Annotated in this window: 13 protein-coding genes; 6 read left to right on the top strand and 7 right to left on the bottom strand. The window is 40.3% G+C overall.

What is annotated here, in order from left to right:
* Nucleotides 1-14 precede the first annotated feature (14 nt).
* Nucleotides 15-3158 (bottom strand): TonB-dependent receptor, encoded by a 3144-nt coding sequence (locus ABDV71_RS12255; protein WP_343532942.1) that lies wholly within the window; start codon nucleotides 3156-3158, stop codon nucleotides 15-17.
* Nucleotides 3159-4166: 1008 nt separating this feature from the next.
* On the opposite strand from ABDV71_RS12255, the gene ABDV71_RS12250 reads away from it, so the two are divergent.
* From ABDV71_RS12250 to ABDV71_RS12235, 4 genes are read left to right on the top strand one after another with little or no spacing between them, the layout of a single operon-like run.
* Nucleotides 4167-5381: a glycoside hydrolase family 88 protein gene (locus tag ABDV71_RS12250; protein WP_343532940.1), complete on the top strand. Its 1215-nt coding sequence runs from the start codon at nucleotides 4167-4169 to the stop codon at nucleotides 5379-5381.
* A gap of 25 nt (nucleotides 5382-5406) precedes the next feature.
* Nucleotides 5407-7380, top strand: coding sequence for a heparin-sulfate lyase HepC (gene hepC / locus ABDV71_RS12245; RefSeq protein ID WP_343532938.1), 1974 nt, complete (start codon nucleotides 5407-5409; stop codon nucleotides 7378-7380).
* Nucleotides 7381-7393: 13 nt separating this feature from the next.
* Complete coding sequence (hepC, locus tag ABDV71_RS12240; protein WP_343532936.1) at nucleotides 7394-9367, top strand: heparin-sulfate lyase HepC; 1974 nt, start codon at nucleotides 7394-7396, stop codon at nucleotides 9365-9367.
* Nucleotides 9368-9378: 11 nt separating this feature from the next.
* Nucleotides 9379-10254: a heparin lyase I family protein gene (locus ABDV71_RS12235; protein WP_343532934.1), complete on the top strand. Its 876-nt coding sequence runs from the start codon at nucleotides 9379-9381 to the stop codon at nucleotides 10252-10254.
* 74 nt (nucleotides 10255-10328) lie between these two features.
* Here ABDV71_RS12235 and ABDV71_RS12230 read toward each other — a convergent pair whose 3' ends face one another.
* The 5 genes from ABDV71_RS12230 to ABDV71_RS12210 all read right to left on the bottom strand — a co-directional run bounded on the left by ABDV71_RS12230 (nucleotide 10329) and on the right by ABDV71_RS12210 (nucleotide 15783).
* Complete coding sequence (locus tag ABDV71_RS12230; RefSeq protein ID WP_343532932.1) at nucleotides 10329-11114, bottom strand: hypothetical protein; 786 nt, start codon at nucleotides 11112-11114, stop codon at nucleotides 10329-10331.
* A gap of 34 nt (nucleotides 11115-11148) precedes the next feature.
* Entirely contained in the window at nucleotides 11149-12156 is a 1008-nt protein-coding gene (locus ABDV71_RS12225) for a LacI family DNA-binding transcriptional regulator (RefSeq protein ID WP_343532930.1), read from the bottom strand.
* Nucleotides 12157-12385: 229 nt separating this feature from the next.
* Entirely contained in the window at nucleotides 12386-12715 is a 330-nt protein-coding gene (locus ABDV71_RS12220) for a phosphoribosylpyrophosphate synthetase (RefSeq protein ID WP_343532928.1), read from the bottom strand.
* 43 nt (nucleotides 12716-12758) lie between these two features.
* Nucleotides 12759-13298 (bottom strand): outer membrane beta-barrel protein, encoded by a 540-nt coding sequence (locus tag ABDV71_RS12215; RefSeq protein WP_343532926.1) that lies wholly within the window; start codon nucleotides 13296-13298, stop codon nucleotides 12759-12761.
* 25 nt (nucleotides 13299-13323) lie between these two features.
* Nucleotides 13324-15783: a mechanosensitive ion channel domain-containing protein gene (locus tag ABDV71_RS12210; RefSeq protein ID WP_343532924.1), complete on the bottom strand. Its 2460-nt coding sequence runs from the start codon at nucleotides 15781-15783 to the stop codon at nucleotides 13324-13326.
* A gap of 125 nt (nucleotides 15784-15908) precedes the next feature.
* Between ABDV71_RS12210 and ABDV71_RS12205 the strand changes: the two genes are divergently transcribed.
* A complete protein-coding gene (locus tag ABDV71_RS12205; protein ID WP_343532922.1) occupies nucleotides 15909-16745 on the top strand; it encodes a hypothetical protein in 837 nt (278 codons plus the stop codon).
* 16 nt (nucleotides 16746-16761) lie between these two features.
* On the top strand, nucleotides 16762-17439 hold the full coding sequence (locus ABDV71_RS12200; RefSeq protein ID WP_343532920.1) for a hypothetical protein: 678 nt from the start codon (nucleotides 16762-16764) through the stop codon (nucleotides 17437-17439).
* Between the two features lie 50 nt (nucleotides 17440-17489).
* On the opposite strand, the gene ABDV71_RS12195 is transcribed toward ABDV71_RS12200, so the two are convergent.
* Entirely contained in the window at nucleotides 17490-18239 is a 750-nt protein-coding gene (locus ABDV71_RS12195; protein WP_343532919.1) for a succinate dehydrogenase/fumarate reductase iron-sulfur subunit, read from the bottom strand.
* Nucleotides 18240-18241 lie beyond the last annotated feature (2 nt).

The raw sequence follows: 18241 nt of genomic DNA, 5'->3' as shown, positions 1-18241 counted from the left end.
CATCTCGATTATAATTATAAGGATAGATTAATACCTGCCACAAACGATTTTGCCCTTGGATAGGCGCTAAAATCTACACCAGGAGTTAATGGATTTCTCATCACGCTTACTTCTGGATCATAGCCGGAGTAATTAGAGAACACATGCAAGTTATAAGCTGTAACGTAGATACGGGCATTGCCGATTTTTACTTTACTCAACCATTTTTGCGGCAATGTATATCCTAAACTGATGTTGTTGATACGTAGGAAAGAACCATTTTCAATCATTTTATCATACAAACGTCTATCCTGTGTACCAATGGTGTTTGCAATGGTCTTGCCCTTGTTCAGTTCTTCCAATTCTGCAGGCGAAGCAAGCTGCCCGTTAGCGTTAATGGTTGTCCAACGGTTAGCCATGTAAGCAAAGTCGTTACTGTATTCATCCAAAAGCTGCATATTGAGCTTATTGGCATTATATACTTTATTGCCAACCGACCAGTTAATGAAGACACTTAAATCAATCCCCTTGTAGCTGAAAGTATTGTTAAAGCCTCCGGTAAACTTAGGGTTTCCGTTACCTAATATGGTACGGTCCTTTTCATCTATTTTACCATCACCATTAAGGTCTTTAAATTTGATGTAGCCTGGCCTTACCGTAGTGGCATCAGTTACCACACCACTTTTAAGGGTATAGGTATTGTTGGTAGCATTGTAATCAAAATCGCTTACCTGGTACAAACCATCTTGAATGTAACCATACATGTTCCCTACCGCTTTGCCCACCTGCAAAATATAATCATTGGTGGTGGTGTAGCTAGGAACCACCATAGAAGTTTCATTATCACTTAAACTCAACACCTTGGTTTTGTTAAAGGCAAAGTTTAAGGTACTGTTCCAGTTAAAATTGGCATTGCGCACATTTACGGTATTCAAGGTAACCTCTACTCCCTTGCTAGAAGTAGTACCAATGTTTCTTAACTGCGTAGCAAAACCAGAACTTGCCGGAATGCGGGAGCTGAACAATAAATCTTTAGAGCGGTTGCTGTAAACCTCGGTAGTTAACGTAATTCTTTGCTTAAACAAACCTAAGTCTAAACCAATGTTAGCACTCTGTAAAGCTTCCCATTTTAAGCCCGGATTGGGTAGGCTATTTAATGCTACACCTGTAGCTGGTTGATTATTTAGCGCATAACTTACGTTTCCAAAAGTACCAAAAGCCAAATAATCACTGATTCTGTTATTGCCTGAAGTACCGTAGCTAAAACGTAGTTTCAAATCAGAAATGGCACGTACAGATTTCATGAAATCTTCCTGAACAACTTTCCAGGCTACCGCAGCAGAAGGGAAAACACCCCAGCGATGGTCAGCTCCAAATTTAGAAGAACCGTCTACACGCAAACTAGCAGTTAACAGGTACTTGCCTTTATAGCTGTAGTTGGTTCTACCAAAGAAAGACAGCATCTTTTCATCTTGTGCAAAAGAATTTGGAATAGCAGAGATTGTTCCAAAGCCCAAATTATCCCATCCCACGTTTTCGGCAGGGAAAGCAGAGGCAGAAGCAGAGAAACCTTCGGTATAATTATAGATATATTCTTGTCCTACAGAAACATCAAATTTATGTTTTTTGTTAAAGATGTTAGCATAGGTAATGGTGTTGTTGTAATTAAAACGACTAGCGGCATTTTGGGCAATGCTTCCGAAAGCGCCCCCACTTCTAACGGCAACAATAGACCTCGCATCGGTAAAGGCTTTGGTTTTATTGCTAATATCCGAATAGCTCACCAAACCACGATACGTTAAGTTTTTAAGGAAACTGTATTGCAAACTGCCGTTAAGATTTAGCGATTTTAAACGATTGTTTCTTTGGTTGGCTTCGGCAGCAGTTTGTGGATTTTGGAAAGTAGGTGCATTTGGATTGGGATCCAAAGGATCTGCGTCTTGGGTCAACAAATCTTGATCGCTTCCGTTTAAACCGATAACAGGTCGGTATTGCAGAATATTTTGCAAGAAGCTTAAACGTGCATTTCCCCCTTCGGTGGTACCCACACCGGTAATTTGCTGATTGGCATAATTAACAATAGCATTCACCGTTAGCTTTTTGCTTATATTATGGTTGACCGTTAGCTTGGCGATGTCTTTTACAGAACCGCTGGAAAGCATAATGCCTTCATCTTGATTATGCGAATAAAAAGCATTGAACTGCGTTTCATTGCTACCGCCATTTACACTAAATTTGTGATATTGGCTCATTGCCGTGTTTCCAAAAAGTACATCCTGATAGTTGTTGCCCACTCTATTTTCATAGTTCTTCTTTAAATCAGCAAACGTTCCGTAGGCAGACAAAAACTTCTGTTGAATAGCGGCCGAAGAATTCGCGGCATATTCATATTGTGCCAAAACATACTCATATCCCGATAGCATAGGCAGTTCGTTGGTGATTTTCTTAGCTCCTACATAATTGTCATAACTTACTCTCACCTTACCAGATTTGATTTTCTTGGTAGTAATCAAAATTACGCCATTGGCTCCACGGGCACCATAAATAGATGTAGAAGAGGCATCTTTCATCACATCGATGGATTCGATATCCATAGGGTCTAGGAAAGAAAGTCCATCAGTTTGCGGTACACCATCAACTACATAAAGTGGCTCATTACTTTGGGTGATGGACATTCCTCCACGCAAGGTAATTTTTGGCTCCGAACCAGGAGTACCATCGGCCATGGAAACCTGTGCTCCGGCAATACGTCCCTGTAAAGCCTGTGCAACGTTTTGTACCGGAACTTTTGCAATCTCTGTCCCTTTTACAGAAGAGATGGAACCAGTCAAATCGCCCCTAACGGCAGTTTGACCGTAACCCACTACCACCACTTCGTTAAGATTGTTCTGTTCATCCTGCAAACGGGCATCAACAGTAGTTCGTCCGTTTACCTTTTGTTCCTGTGTTTTAAAGCCTAAGTAACTAAATACCAAAGTAGCGCCAGCTTGAACTTTAATTTGATAGGTACCATCATTACCAGAAATAACGACATTGGAAGTTCCCTTTTCGGTAATGGTAGCTCCAGGAACGGGTTGGTTAGTTTGATCTCTGACTATGCCCTTGATCAAGGCAACATCCTGTGCATACATCTGCAAAACGCAAATGATGAACAAAAAAGTTAAGGAGATTTGTTTCATGTTGGGTTAGTTTGTTTAATTAGCTCTCAAATACCAAAATATATGTAGCCGAGAAAGCATAAGCTTTAATTGCCAATCAACTCAAAACAAATTAAAAATTAAAGGACAACCCTTCGCTATTCTATCGTTTGCTAGCTGAACAGAACTCGGTCATATTTGGTAGGAGCGAAAATAGCAATAGGTATTGCTTATCATCTTTCAAATTTGATTAAAATACTATCAAATTTAATTAATTGGCCTTATTTAAAGCTCAATGCAATACATTTCACGAGCTAGATGTAATTGTGATTAAGCTACATTGTCTTCAACTAAATCTATTGTTAGCCATCATTGTCTGCTCAACTGACTGGCTTCATACCCAACTCGACTGGGTATCATAATGCAATAGCAGGCTTTACTACCGCTTTAGGTTTCCCGCCTACGCGGGAATGACGTACGGATGAAAGTCTGAATAGAATAAACCTCTCCCTGCCCCTCCAAGAAGGAGGATATTGTAAATCGTTATTTAATGTACTGAGAATTCTCCCAAGCGTTTCTCTCTCCCTTTAAGGGAGAGATGTCCATAGGACAGAGAGGGTCGTTTATTCAAAAACCTCTCCCTAGCCCTCTCCTTGAAAATGAGAGGGAATTGGTCACTACTATGCAACAGGCAGAAAGGTTTTATTAAGGTTGCTCCCATTACCCAATCTGATTGCCGTCATTGCCAGTTCGACTGGCAATCGTAATGCTTTAATATTTTCAGACTTACGAAGTTTTTGAAACTTCGTAAGTCTTATAAGATGCTATCATTGCATTAAGATTCCCGCCTACGCGGGAATGACGCATGGATAAAAGTTTAAACATAATAACCTCTCTCTTCACAAAAAAGAAAGGATCGTGCAAGACATTCCAATCCATTCACCAAAATCAAAAGCATTATATCGAAAATCAAAAGCCCATGGAAAAAGCTTCCGCTAACTTCACCTTTCGTTAATTAACAAAAGATATAAACCGAATTATTCAGCTTTAATGAAAAAGACCTTTAGGATTTTACTAACGGCTACTGCTATTGCCTACGGTGGATACGCCCATGGCCAAACTGATCAAACCCAAAACAAATGGTTAGCAAAAGCTACCGACGTAATTGCCTATCAATTAAAACAAGCGAGCAACAAATACAAACCTGGTAAAAATCCACGTTCAACCAACCCTGATGGATCCGTAAGACTAGTCAATTATAGGGATTGGACTACTGGCTTTTTCCCCGGCTCGTTATGGTACGGATACGAGCTTACGGGCGATAAGGGACTTGCTGAGCAGGCTAAACGTTTCACCTTAGCTCTTGACTCGGCCAGATATATTAAAGATACACACGACCTTGGTTTTATGCTATACTGCTCTTATGGCAATGCCTACCGTATTACCGGCGACAAAGCCTATTTACCGGCATTGGCCGATGGCGCAAATCATTTATACCAACGTTTTGACAATAAAGTTGGCGCTATTCGTTCATGGGATTTTTCTTGGTGGCACTTCCCTGTAATCATTGATAACATGATGAACTTGGAGTACCTTTATTGGGCCTCAAAACAGTTTAACCAGCCTAGTTATACCGTTGCAGCTAACTCCCATGCCTTAACCACCATTAAAAATCATTTTAGGAAAGATTTTAGTTCTTATCACGTGGTTGATTATGATCCTAAAACCGGAAAAGTATTGGCTAAGCGTACGCACCAAGGGGTTACCGACGAATCTGCCTGGGCCCGTGGACAAGCTTGGGCGCTTTATGGCTATGCCATGTGCTATGAAAACACCAAAAACCCAGCTTTTTTAACGCAGGCAGAACAAGTGGCCAAATTTATCATGAACCATCCGCGTATGCCTAAGGATAAGGTTCCGGTTTGGGACTTTGATGTACATAACGCATTAGATGTAGAAGAAAAAGCGCCTAGAGATGCCTCCGCTGCCGCAATTATGGCTTCGGCCCTGCTTAATTTAAGCACACAGGTAAAAAACGGTCAAAAGTACTTTAACTATGCGGAAGAGATGTTACAATCGCTATCTTCCGACAATTACTTGGCTAAAGCTGGCGAAAACAACTTCTTTATCTTAAAACATAGTGTTGGTGCCTTTTTATATAATTCGGAAATAGATACACCTTTGGATTATGCAGACTATTATTATCTTGAGGCCCTAAAAAGATATATTGCCATTAAAGGGCAAAATAAGCCAGCCAAGAAATAAGATTGGTCATCCCTATTCAATCCTCATGAACTTGCTAAGAAAATTTTTCATCAGCATTACGATATTGTCCCTAGCCCTTCATAGTTGGGCACAGGAGCAAGCCATTACCAAGGAGAGCTTTGCCAGTATCAATTTAGATGACCCTGCATTACAAAAGGTTAAAGCAACCTTTGTAGCCGCTAAATATGAGGCTGCCGCTAAGGCATTGCTGCAATACTATCGTGAACGCACAAAAGTTCGACACCTTAATTTTAACAGTGATGATCATTTGAAATTTGCTGGCAAAAAGGTAAATGCTGAAACACAACAACTGGCAGATGACATTTTACTGCATAAGTTTAAGCCACATAAAGGCTATCCAAGCTATGATTATGGCCAAGACATTGATTGGCAGTACCGTCCGGTAAAAGACCAATTGCTTACCACCTTTTTGCATAGGACTGCCTTTTGGGAAAGTTTGGGCCTTGTTTATAGAAGCAGCGGCGATGAACGTTACGCCAAAGAATGGATTTTTCAGGTACGCGACTGGATCAAGAAAAACAAACAAGGCGCTTATGCCGATGATAAGGACTATGCCTGGAAGGCTTTTGTGGTTTCTTTTAGGCTTAACCATTGGAGCGGACTATTCAACCTGTTCCTTAACTCATCTGACTTTAGTCCCGCCTTTTTAATGGAGTTTTTAAAATCCTATAACGAGCAGGCCAACTATGTGATGGCCAACTATACCGATATAGGCAATCATCGTTTGTACGAAGCTTTACATCTGATGTACGCTGGAAGCAATTTTCCAGAATTCAAACGGGCTTCGGCTTGGCGGAAAAGTGGCATTGAAGTGCTCAACGCCGATATTGAAAAGCAAGTACTACCTGATGGCATACAGTTTGAACTTTCGCCAGGTTACCATATTGGCACCATTAAAATCTTTTTGGATGCCTTACAGATAGCCCAATTGGCAGGCATAGCAAATGAATTTCCCAAAAACTATAGCCTTTTGGTAGAAAAAATGGTATTGGGCGTAGGCAAATATTCGTTTCCCGATTATACCTATCCATTATTTGGCAATTCTTTTAAAACCAACAAAGAAACCATGCTAAAAAACTATAAGGAATGGGCAAAGGTTTTTCCAAACAATAAAGTAATTGAATATTATGCTACCGATGGTGCGGCTGGACAAAAGCCCAACTACTTATCGAGTGCCTTGCCAAATGCTGGTTTTTATGCCTTTAGAAATGGATGGAACACCAAAGCAACCGTGATGCAGATCAAAGCAGGCCCTCCAGCTGGGTTCCACTCCCAGCCTGATAATGGCAACTTTGTACTTTGGGTAAAAGGCCGCAATTTCACACCCGATGCAGGTAGTTTTGTATATGCCAATGTTGGTGGGCAGGAGAATACCAAAAGGGATTGGTACCGCAGTACCAAGGTACACCAAACACTTACCCTTAACAACAGGGATATTGTAAATGATGCCAAGCTCCTAAAATGGCAAACCAGCGATACGCTCGATGTATTGAATTACCTTAACCCGAGCTATTCCAACCTACAGCACCAACGTGTTTTCTTGTTTGTAGACAAAACCTATTTCATCATTCTAGATGCGGCCATAGGCTCAGAAACTGGTACACTTGGCATCCACTTTAATTTAAAAGAGGGTAACGAACCATCTTTTGATATTGCCAATCATCGCGTGTATACCACTTATACCGACGGGAACAATCTGCTTATCCAGTCCTTTAATAAAGAATCAAACTTAAAACAGGAGGAAAGCTTTGTATCCTACGAGTATCAAAAAGAAACGCCAAGAGCCGCATTTGCATTTGAAAAACCAAAGACTGATAACGCTACGCAAACCTTTACCACGGTAGTTTATCCTTATGAGGGCAAACTACCGCCTGCTATTAAAATTATCCCAAATGCTATGCATAATTTAGCTAAAGGTGATATTGATCTAAACGTTAGCGTGGCAGGTAAAATCAAACATATCAAACTAAAACTTTAAACCAATATACCAGATGAACAAAAAATCGATATTATTATGTTGCGCCCTCTGCCTATTTGTGCTCTTTTCCAATGCACAAATCAAAATCAGCAAAGAGAGCTTTCAGGTCATCAACTTGGATTACCCTGGATTGGAAAGTGTTAAAAAGAACTATGAAGCTGGCAACTATGAAAAGGCCGCTGATGCCTTGTTGAGCTACTATAAGGTTAAAAATGAAAAAAAGGAACCTGATTTTAGTAATGCCGAAGCTGCCATAGATGTTAAACAGCCTTTGAACAAAACCACCAAAGCCACTGCAGACAGTGCTCTTTTACATCGTTTCCAACCCCATAAAGGTTATGGCTTTTTTGACTATGGAAAAGATATCAATTGGCAAAACTGGCCAATAAAAGATAACGAGGTACGTTGGCAGCTTCACCGCGTAAAATGGTGGCAGGCCATGGCTTTAACTTATTACAGTAATAAGAATGAAGCTTACGCCAAAGAATGGATGCTACAGTTTTTGGACTGGGCCAAAAAAAATCCACTGGGATTATCCAAAGACAACGACCGTTTTGCTTGGCGTCCGCTAGAAGTGTCGGACAGGGTGCAGAGTTTGGTGCCTACTTTTGACATATTCATTAAATCGCCAAATTTTGATGCTTCCTTTTTAATGGCCTTCTTAAATAGCTACCACCAACAGGCCAATTACCTTCCTCCTAACTATGCAGACCAAGGCAATCACCGTTTATTTGAAGCACAACGCGTATTGTTTGGAGGAGCTTCTTTTCCAGAATTTAAAGATGCTCCAGCTTGGAGAAAAAGTGGCATAGAGGTATTGAATGCCGAAATTAAAAAACAGGTTTACCCTGATGGGATGCAGTTTGAGCTTTCTCCAGTTTATCATGCCGCCTCCATAGATATCTTCTTAAAGGCTTATCGCTCTGCGCAAAAAGCAAACGTGGCCAATGAGTTCCCAGAAACTTATAAAAACACGGTGGAGAGCATGGTTTTAGCATTTGCCAGCATCACTTTCCCCGATTATAACGCACCAATGTTTGGCGACTCGTGGGTGGCCGAAAAAAGAGCGAGACTGAAACAGTTCAATAGTTGGTTGGAAGCTTTTCCTAAAAATGAAGCCATCCGCTATTTTGCCACCGAAGGGAAAGAGGGCAAAGCACCTAATTTCCTATCCAAAGGCTTAACTACTGCGGGTTTCTATACTTTCCGAAATGCCTGGAAAGACCCAGCTACCATCATGGTACTAAAGGCAAGCCCTCCGGGCGAATTCCATGCGCAGCCTGATAATGGCACCTTTGAGCTTTGGAAAAATGGTCGCAATTTTATGCCAGATGCTGGGGTGTATGTATATAGTGGCGATGCCGAAATCATGAAACAAAGAGAATGGTACCGCCAAACGCGTTTGCACAACACCTTAACACTCGACAACAAGAATATGGTGATTACCAAAGCGCAGTTAAAGCGATGGAAAACGAGCCCTGCTTTAGATCAGCTTACATATACAAACCCCAGCTATCCTGAGCTTGAACATCAACGTACGGTACTTTTTATTGATCAGCAATATTTCTTGATCATTGATCAGGCCATTGGTAAAGCTACTGGAAAAATAGGTGTTCACTTCCATTTAAAAGAAGATAGCAAAGCTTCTATAAACGATAGCCAAAGTGGTATACAGACCAATTATGCTGATGGCAACAATTTATTGATCCAATATTTAAGCAAAGATAAAGCAAGCTTGAGCACCGAGCCAAGCAAAGTTTCCTATGAATATAGAAAGGAAATGGAGCGACCAGCCTTTGTGTTCGAAAAAAGCAAGGCCGATGGCAATACGCAAACCTTCGTTTCTGTGGTTTATCCTTTTCAGGGACAAAAAGCACCAGCGATTAGTGTGAAAGAAAATGCCGGAAATGATTTCGCTAAAGGCAATATCAACCTTACCATCACCATTGATGGCAAAGCAAAAAACATCAAATCATTGTCGAACTAATTAGTGGTGAAATGGAAATGAAGAGTTTTATTTATCTAGCCATTGCAGGCATCATTACCTGTACCGCATGTGGTAAAAGTAGTCAGCCAAACGCTTCGCCAGAGCCAAGAACGCCGAGTAATCCAAGTAGCCAAACGGGTACTATTGGCAATAGTGATACCATTTTAAATGTGACCTATGAAACAGGTGCTTTAAATGGGGGCTATCCAGATATTATTCCCACCAAGGCTACCGCTAGCGATGCGGCAAGCCTAATAAATCCGGGACGTAGCGGCAATTATGCCATTGCGCACAAAGTGACCTTGGGAAATCCTGATTATTATTCTAATGAGGCCTATCGTAGCGAAGCAGATGCCCTTAACATTAACGATGCGTTATTTTTTCCGGGGCAGGAACGTCGTTACGAGTTCAGTCTCTACCTTAAAGATTGGGAACAATGGAACGCTGCCAATCCGCCCTATGGTGATAATATTTTCCAGTTAAAAGTATCGGGGGGCGATCCCGTTCCTGTAAGATTGCTCACTAAACGACACGCCATTGTAGTAAGGTACGACGCTTCTGGAAATGCTATTGTAATTCCCGATTTTCGTCCCCAAATTAACAAATGGATCGATTTCCGTATAGATGTGAAATGGACCTTGGATAACACCGGATATTTTAAAATATACACCAAGTACCAAGGTGAGCAGGACTTTACGCTACGCGTTCAAAATGTGAATGCCCGTACCTTTACCGGCACGCAATTGTCTAATGGACAAAAAGGCTATATTAAATGGGGCGTTTACCGTGAAGCAGGGGAAGATAGTAATGGGAATGTGATTTTAACCGACAATGTTCTTACCCGAGTGGCCTATCACGATAACATTAGGATCATTAAACTGAATTAATGATCATCTAGTTAGATTTGCTATGATGAGACTTACGAAGTTTTAAAAACTTCGTAAGTCTTAGTACAGAAAGTTTATTTAGTTTTTCTAGCCTTTTCCAAAAGCCATTGCACGACATCAACGGCAGCCTTATCGTTTTCAAATCTGACAGGCAACCTCCCATTAGTGTATTCGTTGTAAAGCCAAGGATCACCCACCGCTAAAACTGCTCCTTTGCCATATTTTGCGGTCACCATGGCATTTTTACCATCTTTAGTGGTCAACAATGGTACTGCCGTATGTTGAATGGCTATAGATGCCGCATTTTTGATAAAAATGTTTTTAGAGGTTTTAAACAAACCAACTCCAGCAGTAGAAATACCTCCATCATCAAAATGCTCGTCGTTTTTTACGGCCAAAATAATATCGCTATTGAAGGTAAATCCAAATTTTGCGGCAAGTATATTAAAATGTTTTAAATCGGCATTGGCCTCATCATTGCCCATTAACAACAATACTCCACCAGCTTTTACCCAATTGGCTATCAGTTGTGCACTTTTTTCGTCCATATAGTTAGGACTTGGGCTATCGCCCAAATGATCAGGATCTACAATAATGTAGACATCTGTTTTTTTAAGGTTCTGCATGGTAGGTGCTTCTGTTAGCGTAGTTAATGCCTTTGCACCATTTTTCAAAAATGTTTCTCCAAGGATAGAAAAACCCGACATTTCTCGATCTGTCCATAAATAATGGAAATCTTCCGTTTTACCGTCTTTCGTTTTTCTGGTTTCCTTATTGTAGTAATTATCAACGGTAACGGTTTGTGCGTATGCAGTTAAACCCATAGACAACGCGCTTAAGGCGATGCAAACTTTCTTCATTTTAATCATTGGATGAGTATCTATTGTTAATTCGTTATATGGCTATACCTTCCTCTAATTTAGTAGGCAGATAGATCGTTTCAAAATCTGTTTGGTTGGGATGTTTGATCAATTCCAGCAATTGCTTTACTGCAGCTGTACCTACTTGGTAGGCAGGCTGAACAATTCTAGTAGGATTTCCTATGAGGATATCGGAAAGTTCGCTATTGCAAAATCCAATCAGCGGTATGTTAATCTGTAATTTGTTCAAACACCTGATGGTAGTAGTCGTAAAAGTATCGGTAGTGGCAAATATGGCATCAAATTGAGGTTCGTTTTTTAACCGCATGGCAAATACTTTTTCCAACTGTTGCGCCAACTGTTCCCTGTTGGTAGGATCCACGTTAACTACTTCGCACACATGCTCGTTTGGCGCAAGTATTTCCATTGTGCTCATGAAACCGTCTACCCTTTCCCTGCTTAACCATACTTCTTCCAAACAACCAATTACCAATACCCTTTTAATCCCTTTGCTCAAAAGATGTTCGGCCGATGTTTGTGCCCCTAAAAAATTATCTACCGCAACCTGATGTGTCTTTATTTGCTGGCTAATGCGATCAAACAATACAATGGGCAGTCCCTTGGCTTGGTGTTCAACCAAATAGCTCAGATCAAAACTATTAAAGCTTGGTGAAATCAGGAGTCCATCGATACCATTATGCAATAGTCTTTCTACACATTCCTTTTCTGCCGTAAAGCTTCCCTTGCTTTGCATCACCAAAAATTGATAACCAGCTTGGTTACAACCCTCATAAACACCGTTGAGCACTTGTGCCATAAATGGTTTATCTATGGCACAAATAATTACACCAATGGTTTTTGTATTTCCTTCCCTTAAACTTTTGGCATATCGGTTTACGGTATATCGTCTTTCTGTTGCATAACGCTTTACCCTTTCCTTGGTTTCTTTGCTGATCTGGTAATTATCAGACAAGGCTCTGGAAATGGTAGACGTGGAGAGTTGAAGTTCTTTAGCTAGTTGTTTAATCGTTGTCTTTCTCATCACTCCTAATTTTTTACCAAGATGAATGGCTAATACAAATTTAGCTGCAAACCACTATCATCAATTTCGATTTCGTTGAAATCACTATCAACTTTGTTGAAACTAGGAAAGGTTGTAAAAAGTTTTTAACCTGTGGTTGGTGTTATCACCATACCACATTAACGTCAACTGGTGCGGTGATAGCACCGATCAGAAGAAAGTCGAGCTTTGCAGTAACTATTAATAAACGCTAAGGCCAAATGCCAGACTGATCTTCTTCAAAGGTAATTTGGGCAATAACAGCATCCGCCCTATCATCTGTATAAATGCCGAAACCATTTACAAAAATACCCTTAGCCCCATCTTTCACATTTCGCATGGCATATAAAATAGCTTCATCATCGGGGTCATTCTGCCCGGTAAAGCGATAAATCTTATCTATGATAATGTCGGATAGGTTCACTTTCTCACCACCATCCCGATAGGAAATGTTTTCTTCCAATAGATTAAAATCCTCTACATAACCTCTCCCTCGCAACACCTCCATTACTTCCGACAATGTTTTTTCAGTACGTATCATCAGCCAACAAATTTAACTACCATGATAATTTAGTTAAATACGTTTACAATGCAAAATTGTAGCCTACCCTAATGCTCACGAATTTGATATCGTAAATATCATCTTTCATATCTGAACTTTGGTATTTTACGCCCAACTCAATTTGATTGATCATATAACCTGCGCCAACAGCCCAACCAAATGCTGTTTCGCTACCACTGGCTTTTACACCCGATGCGCTTTTACCAGCAACCCTATTGATAGAAATACCTGCCTGTGTATCTAAAATGATTTTACCAAAAAGATAGCGATAGCCTGTGTAAATCGGAATGGCCGAATAGGAACCACTTGCCCCCGTAGGAAGGTCTTTCAATCCAAATCGGTTGTAACCTGCCTCCAAAGTCACCTGATGTGGGCTACTTTTGCCGCCAATACCATATATGCCCTTTAAACTACCACCAAAACCTGTATTGGCTATTTTATTTAATTTTTCGGTTGGGAAAGCTACACGAGCACCTACCTGAATAGCATTTGTTCCCTTTTGGGCACTAGCTACCGAAAAGACAAAAACCGAAGCTGAAAGGAGTAAGAGTTTCTTGATCATTTGCTGTTAATTTTTATGGTTTTATTTAAGTTTTATTTTTTCTTGAGTCAACCGTATGCATAAAGACCTCTTGCTTTGGATAGGGTATCTGAATATTGTTTTTAATAAATAGCTGATTGATTGCTACAATCACATCACTTTTGATTTCGGCAAGCTGCTTGGTTTGTCGGCTCCAATAAAACACCTGCATTTCCAATGCCTCTGGGCTAATGTCTTTAAAGAAAACGGAAGGTTCTGGATGCTTTAATATCCGATCGTCGGCCTCCAACAAGTCTAATATACCTTTTTGTATTTGCTGAAGGTTTGCGCCATGGGCAATATGAACAATAACGGAAGTCCGGCGCTTGCTGCCGCCACTTGACCAGTTCACCAAATGCGAGTTAAGCAAATCGCCGTTGGGCATCACAATCTCAGCACCATCAAAAGTGGTGATGACACTACTACGGAACCCTATAGATTTAACGGTACCGCTTTTACCCGCTACTTCTACTTCATCTTCTAAATTTAAAGGCTTTTCAAAAGCAATGACCAACCCACTTACCAGATTATTGACCAAGGACTGCAAACCAAAACCAATACCTACACCCAAAGCACCCAGCACAATTGCAATCTTATCAATAGGGATGCCTACCGCTGCAAATGCCAAAAATAAGCCTAAAAGGATAATGGTGATACGAATTAACAATATCCAACTCCCAATGCCCTTTTTGCCGTCCTGTTTAGAGAAAGTCCTTTTATCTACCGCAAAGAAAGATACTATTTTAGAAGTAATCACCGACGCCGATACGACGAAGAAGAACAAAATTAAATTGCTGATGCTGAACGTATAACTTCCTATAGACCGTTGGTCGAAGAAGAAATCACGTACAGGCTCTACAATAAAAGCATAAGCGGGAAAATTACGCCCGAACAAAATTAACCAGCCGATAACTAGTAGCACATAAAACAACATGGGTGCTTTTTGCCCCACTTTATCAAAATTCATGAAAAATAGGCTTTTGTCCTGTCTGGCGTAAAGGTTAAAGGCCAACTGTAAACCTTGGTTAATGAGCCTCACCGTCCATAAAAACATAATAGCAATGATTACGTTCACATAACCCGCCACCAATAAGGATTTAGCCAAATTGTAGCTACCGAAAATGTTAAACAATAGGGCAAACACCTCTAGTACCACCATCAGCCCGATGGCATAAACAATCAGACTTTCCTTTAACTCTTCACGTTTTCCCTTTTTAAAAATCAAAAAACCCAATACCAAACCTGCAACCGACAAAAAGAACATGTACCATCTTTCAATACCAGAGGCTTGAAGAAAGAGGTTATCAATGGCTGATAGTACAAACAACGACAACATTCCCAACCAGGCATACATCCAAAATTTAGTGATATAGCCCCGCAGCAATAAGGTAAGTGCAACCGCTGCAACCAACCAAAAACACATACTAAAAATAAAGGGTGGTGCATTGAACAGAAACTGTCCTAGGTTTGCAATGATGAAAATAGCAGAAAGTAATGGATTCCTAATGATCAAATGCTCCTTTTCAACAGGCTGACTTTCTGTTTCTTTATGATAAGCACTTTTAAGCGACCATACAAAGCAATAGCATACCAAAATCAGCAGTAGGACACAAGTTAATATACCCACATTGCTGAAGGTAAAAAAGCTTAAAATCAACTGGTTTTTTTGTGCCGAATAATCAAAAATTTGTCCAAATGGTCTAAATATTTCAGAGGATTGCCAGAGATAACTTAATTCGGGATGAAACAGCTGATTTGACATCTGTTGCTGAAAATGAGTGACCTCATCAAGGTGATTTTCTAAACTATAGGTCTGCAAACTAGCTTGATTTTGCAACGTTTGGGTCTGCATGATGGATTGGTCAATCACACTATCAATAGGAGCTACTTCACGAGCCAACACCACCAAGGTTTGCATGTACTTCGACAGCTTTAAGGAATCCTTAGGAAAGCTAAACAGCTCCTTGGTTTTGGAAAGAGAATCGATTTGATATTTAAACTGCGAAAGTTGCTTTTTGTGATTATCTAATTTGGTTTTCTGCAAATTACACCGTTCCAATAAAGCATTAAGGAGCTTTTGGGTAGATACTAAATTCCGATAAGTTCTTGGCGTTTCCTTGTTGGCAAACAGCCCATCGCCTGCCAGCTTTGCGTGCTCGGCAATTAACGAGAGTTCATTTTTTGCCGCTAAAGTATCTAAACCTGTACGCAGATAAAGTTTGGCTTTTTGAATATTTTTCTTAATCTCTACCAAAGTAGCCTCTTGTACTTGCTCGGCTTTATCCGCTTCAAAATCTGCCACACTACTAATGGCCGAGCTTTTAGCAAAATCCTGCATCCTTACTACAAAGCTTTTTGAATTCGCAGTGTCTTTTTGACTTGATTTATTGGTTTGGCCATAAGCCATACCAAATAGCCCCACTAAAAGAAGTAAAAAAATGAATAGACGTATTAGTTGAGGCTGCATATGAAATCAAATAAATAGAATAGTCATCATCTACTCAATGCTATGAAAATAAAAAAATATTCGCTAAAAGAGTAATATTTAAAGTCTTAAAAGGTAAATTTATAGCAAACAAAAATAATCAGCTCATGAGCAGACCTCTCCTATTGCTGTTAGCGCTGTTGCTCTCTATCAGCACTTTTGCCCAAACTCCTGTCGATGTAATCCTAAAAGTAAATGGCGATGAAATGAAAGGTAAAATCACTAAAATTACCGACACCGACCTCACTTTTATTTACAGTGGTGAAACCTTGGAATATACGGTTAAAAAATCGGATATTTTGAAAATTACCCATTCAAGCGGCAGGGTAGAAATTATTAATCAACCTCCCTTACCTTCTGATATTCGTAAAAACGACCAGATTGTGATGAAAGGTACCCCTGCCGACCATCATAATCGTATTGCGGTACTTCCTTTCCATTACTTGATTGAGAACCAACCCGGTGCTGATGAGATAGGCTTGAGCGCACAACAAGACACCTACGCGTTTTTATCGCAACACTCCACAGGCTATACCTTAATTGACCCTAGAACCACCAATGCTTTATTGGCAAAAGGTGGTGTAACCAAGGAAAATATTACGGGCTTTACCATGAACGAACTATGCAATATTCTTGGCGTAGAATATATTATTGATGGTACCGTTAAGCAAAACAAAGCTTCACAAACCAGTTACACCAGCGACAATTCGAACACCAACGTAAAAAGAAATGGGAACGATAAGGTGACCAAGGTAAACTCTTATGGTTCTACTTTCTCGAACGCCGAACAACGCTATGATGTTTCGGTGAGCCTGAGCATTTACAACGACAATAATGCCAACATCTACAACCAGAGTCACAGGGCATTTTTCTCCAATACAGATGGTGGTTTTAGCAGTCCATTGCAATACCTGTTGAAACGTTGCCCATTATATCGTAAATAACTAAAGCTCCTACAACATGAAAAGACTGTTGCTTGCCATCATGGCGGTTTTATTAGGCTATTCTGCATTTGCACAAAAGAGCCTAGTGCTTCAAGCCTTAAAAAAGTATAATGTTAGCGAAGAGGTATTGAACCCAAATTTGAAAGACAATCTGGAAAAATATGCGCATGAAGTACAAAGAACTGTGACCGTTAATGACAAAGACAAAGTGTACATTTCCACTTTTGACCCAAACAAACAAGACCCACCGCAATGGACTTTGGTTTCGGTAAACGGCAAAAATCCATCAAAAGGAGAACAAAAAGCCTTTGATAAAGAGCACAATCTGAAAACCAATTTTAAGGTTGACGATAACTCTTATAAAGTAACCAAAGATGATGGAAATACTTTAGAAATTACTTATCAATATGACCCAACTACGATAGATGGTGATCACGGCTTTTTCAAGGACTGCCTATTTACGCTACACATTAATGCTAAAACGGGAAGGTTAAAGAAAATGACCGAAGTAAATTTGAAGGACTTAAGAATCAAAATCCTCAAGGCTATCAAACTCACAACCGAAGTAACCTACCAGTACATTGAAAAGGATAAAACCTATGTACCTGTTAATGACCGAGTGGAGGTAGTGATTAAAATGTTGGGCAACGAAATGCCAATGATCACTACTGACAAATACACTTTGAAACCGTAAATTTTAAGATAAATTTAAAGGGCCGTTGGAGTATATTCAACGGCCCTTTTTTATGTTTTGCTCAATAAGCGAGATTTGTGGTATAGATAATTAAACCTGGCAATATGAAGTACTGAAATACTCTGCGGACACTCTACCTCACAGGCTTCTGTGTTAGAACAATGCCCAAAACCTTCCGCATCCATTTGTTGTACCATGGCATCCACTCGTTTAGCTGTTTCTAACTTACCTTGTGGCAATATGGCCAAATGAACTACTTTTGCAGCGGTAAACAGCGCAGCACTAGAGTTTTTACAAGTGGCTACGCAAGCACCACAACCAATACAGGCTGCAGCATCAAAAGCAGCTTCGGCGGTTTCATGGCCTATAGGAATGCTATTGGCTTCGGGTGCCTGTCCTGTAGAAGCAGAGATAAATCCTCCCGCTTGTATAATTCTATCGAAACTGCCTCGATCTACTTTTAAATCCCTTAAAACAGTAAAAGCGCTTGACCTGAAAGGTTCTACATAAATGGTATCGCCATCATTAAAGCTCCGCATGTGCAATTGGCAGGTCGTGGTATTGGCCAAAGGGCCATGGGCACGACCGTTAATCATCATACCACATTGCCCACAAATCCCCTCTCTACAATCATGATCAAATTCAATGGTTCTTTCCCCTTTTTCAATCAACTGCTGGTTCAACATATCCATCATCTCTAAAAAAGACATGTGCGTAGTTACCCCATCCAATTGATAATCAACAAGCCTGCCTTTTTCCGAAGCATTTTCTTGTCGCCATATTTTCAAGTTCAACTTCATTG

Origin of the sequence: Pedobacter sp., assembly GCF_039594775.1 — a bacterium.
Taxonomy (GTDB): domain Bacteria; phylum Bacteroidota; class Bacteroidia; order Sphingobacteriales; family Sphingobacteriaceae; genus Pedobacter.
Note: the sequence above shows the minus strand (reverse complement) of the source record. Positions and strands in the feature narration are given on the sequence as shown.

Coding starts and splice junctions, on each gene's coding strand:
- ABDV71_RS12255 (WP_343532942.1), bottom strand. CDS start 3,158: ATGAAACAAATCTCCTTAACTTTTTTGTTCATCATTTGCGTTTTGCAG.
- ABDV71_RS12250 (WP_343532940.1), top strand. CDS start 4,167: ATGAAAAAGACCTTTAGGATTTTACTAACGGCTACTGCTATTGCCTAC.
- hepC (WP_343532938.1), top strand. CDS start 5,407: ATGAACTTGCTAAGAAAATTTTTCATCAGCATTACGATATTGTCCCTA.
- hepC (WP_343532936.1), top strand. CDS start 7,394: ATGAACAAAAAATCGATATTATTATGTTGCGCCCTCTGCCTATTTGTG.
- ABDV71_RS12235 (WP_343532934.1), top strand. CDS start 9,379: ATGGAAATGAAGAGTTTTATTTATCTAGCCATTGCAGGCATCATTACC.
- ABDV71_RS12230 (WP_343532932.1), bottom strand. CDS start 11,114: ATGAAGAAAGTTTGCATCGCCTTAAGCGCGTTGTCTATGGGTTTAACT.
- ABDV71_RS12225 (WP_343532930.1), bottom strand. CDS start 12,156: ATGAGAAAGACAACGATTAAACAACTAGCTAAAGAACTTCAACTCTCC.
- ABDV71_RS12220 (WP_343532928.1), bottom strand. CDS start 12,715: ATGATACGTACTGAAAAAACATTGTCGGAAGTAATGGAGGTGTTGCGA.
- ABDV71_RS12215 (WP_343532926.1), bottom strand. CDS start 13,298: ATGATCAAGAAACTCTTACTCCTTTCAGCTTCGGTTTTTGTCTTTTCG.
- ABDV71_RS12210 (WP_343532924.1), bottom strand. CDS start 15,783: ATGCAGCCTCAACTAATACGTCTATTCATTTTTTTACTTCTTTTAGTG.
- ABDV71_RS12205 (WP_343532922.1), top strand. CDS start 15,909: ATGAGCAGACCTCTCCTATTGCTGTTAGCGCTGTTGCTCTCTATCAGC.
- ABDV71_RS12200 (WP_343532920.1), top strand. CDS start 16,762: ATGAAAAGACTGTTGCTTGCCATCATGGCGGTTTTATTAGGCTATTCT.
- ABDV71_RS12195 (WP_343532919.1), bottom strand. CDS start 18,239: ATGAAGTTGAACTTGAAAATATGGCGACAAGAAAATGCTTCGGAAAAA.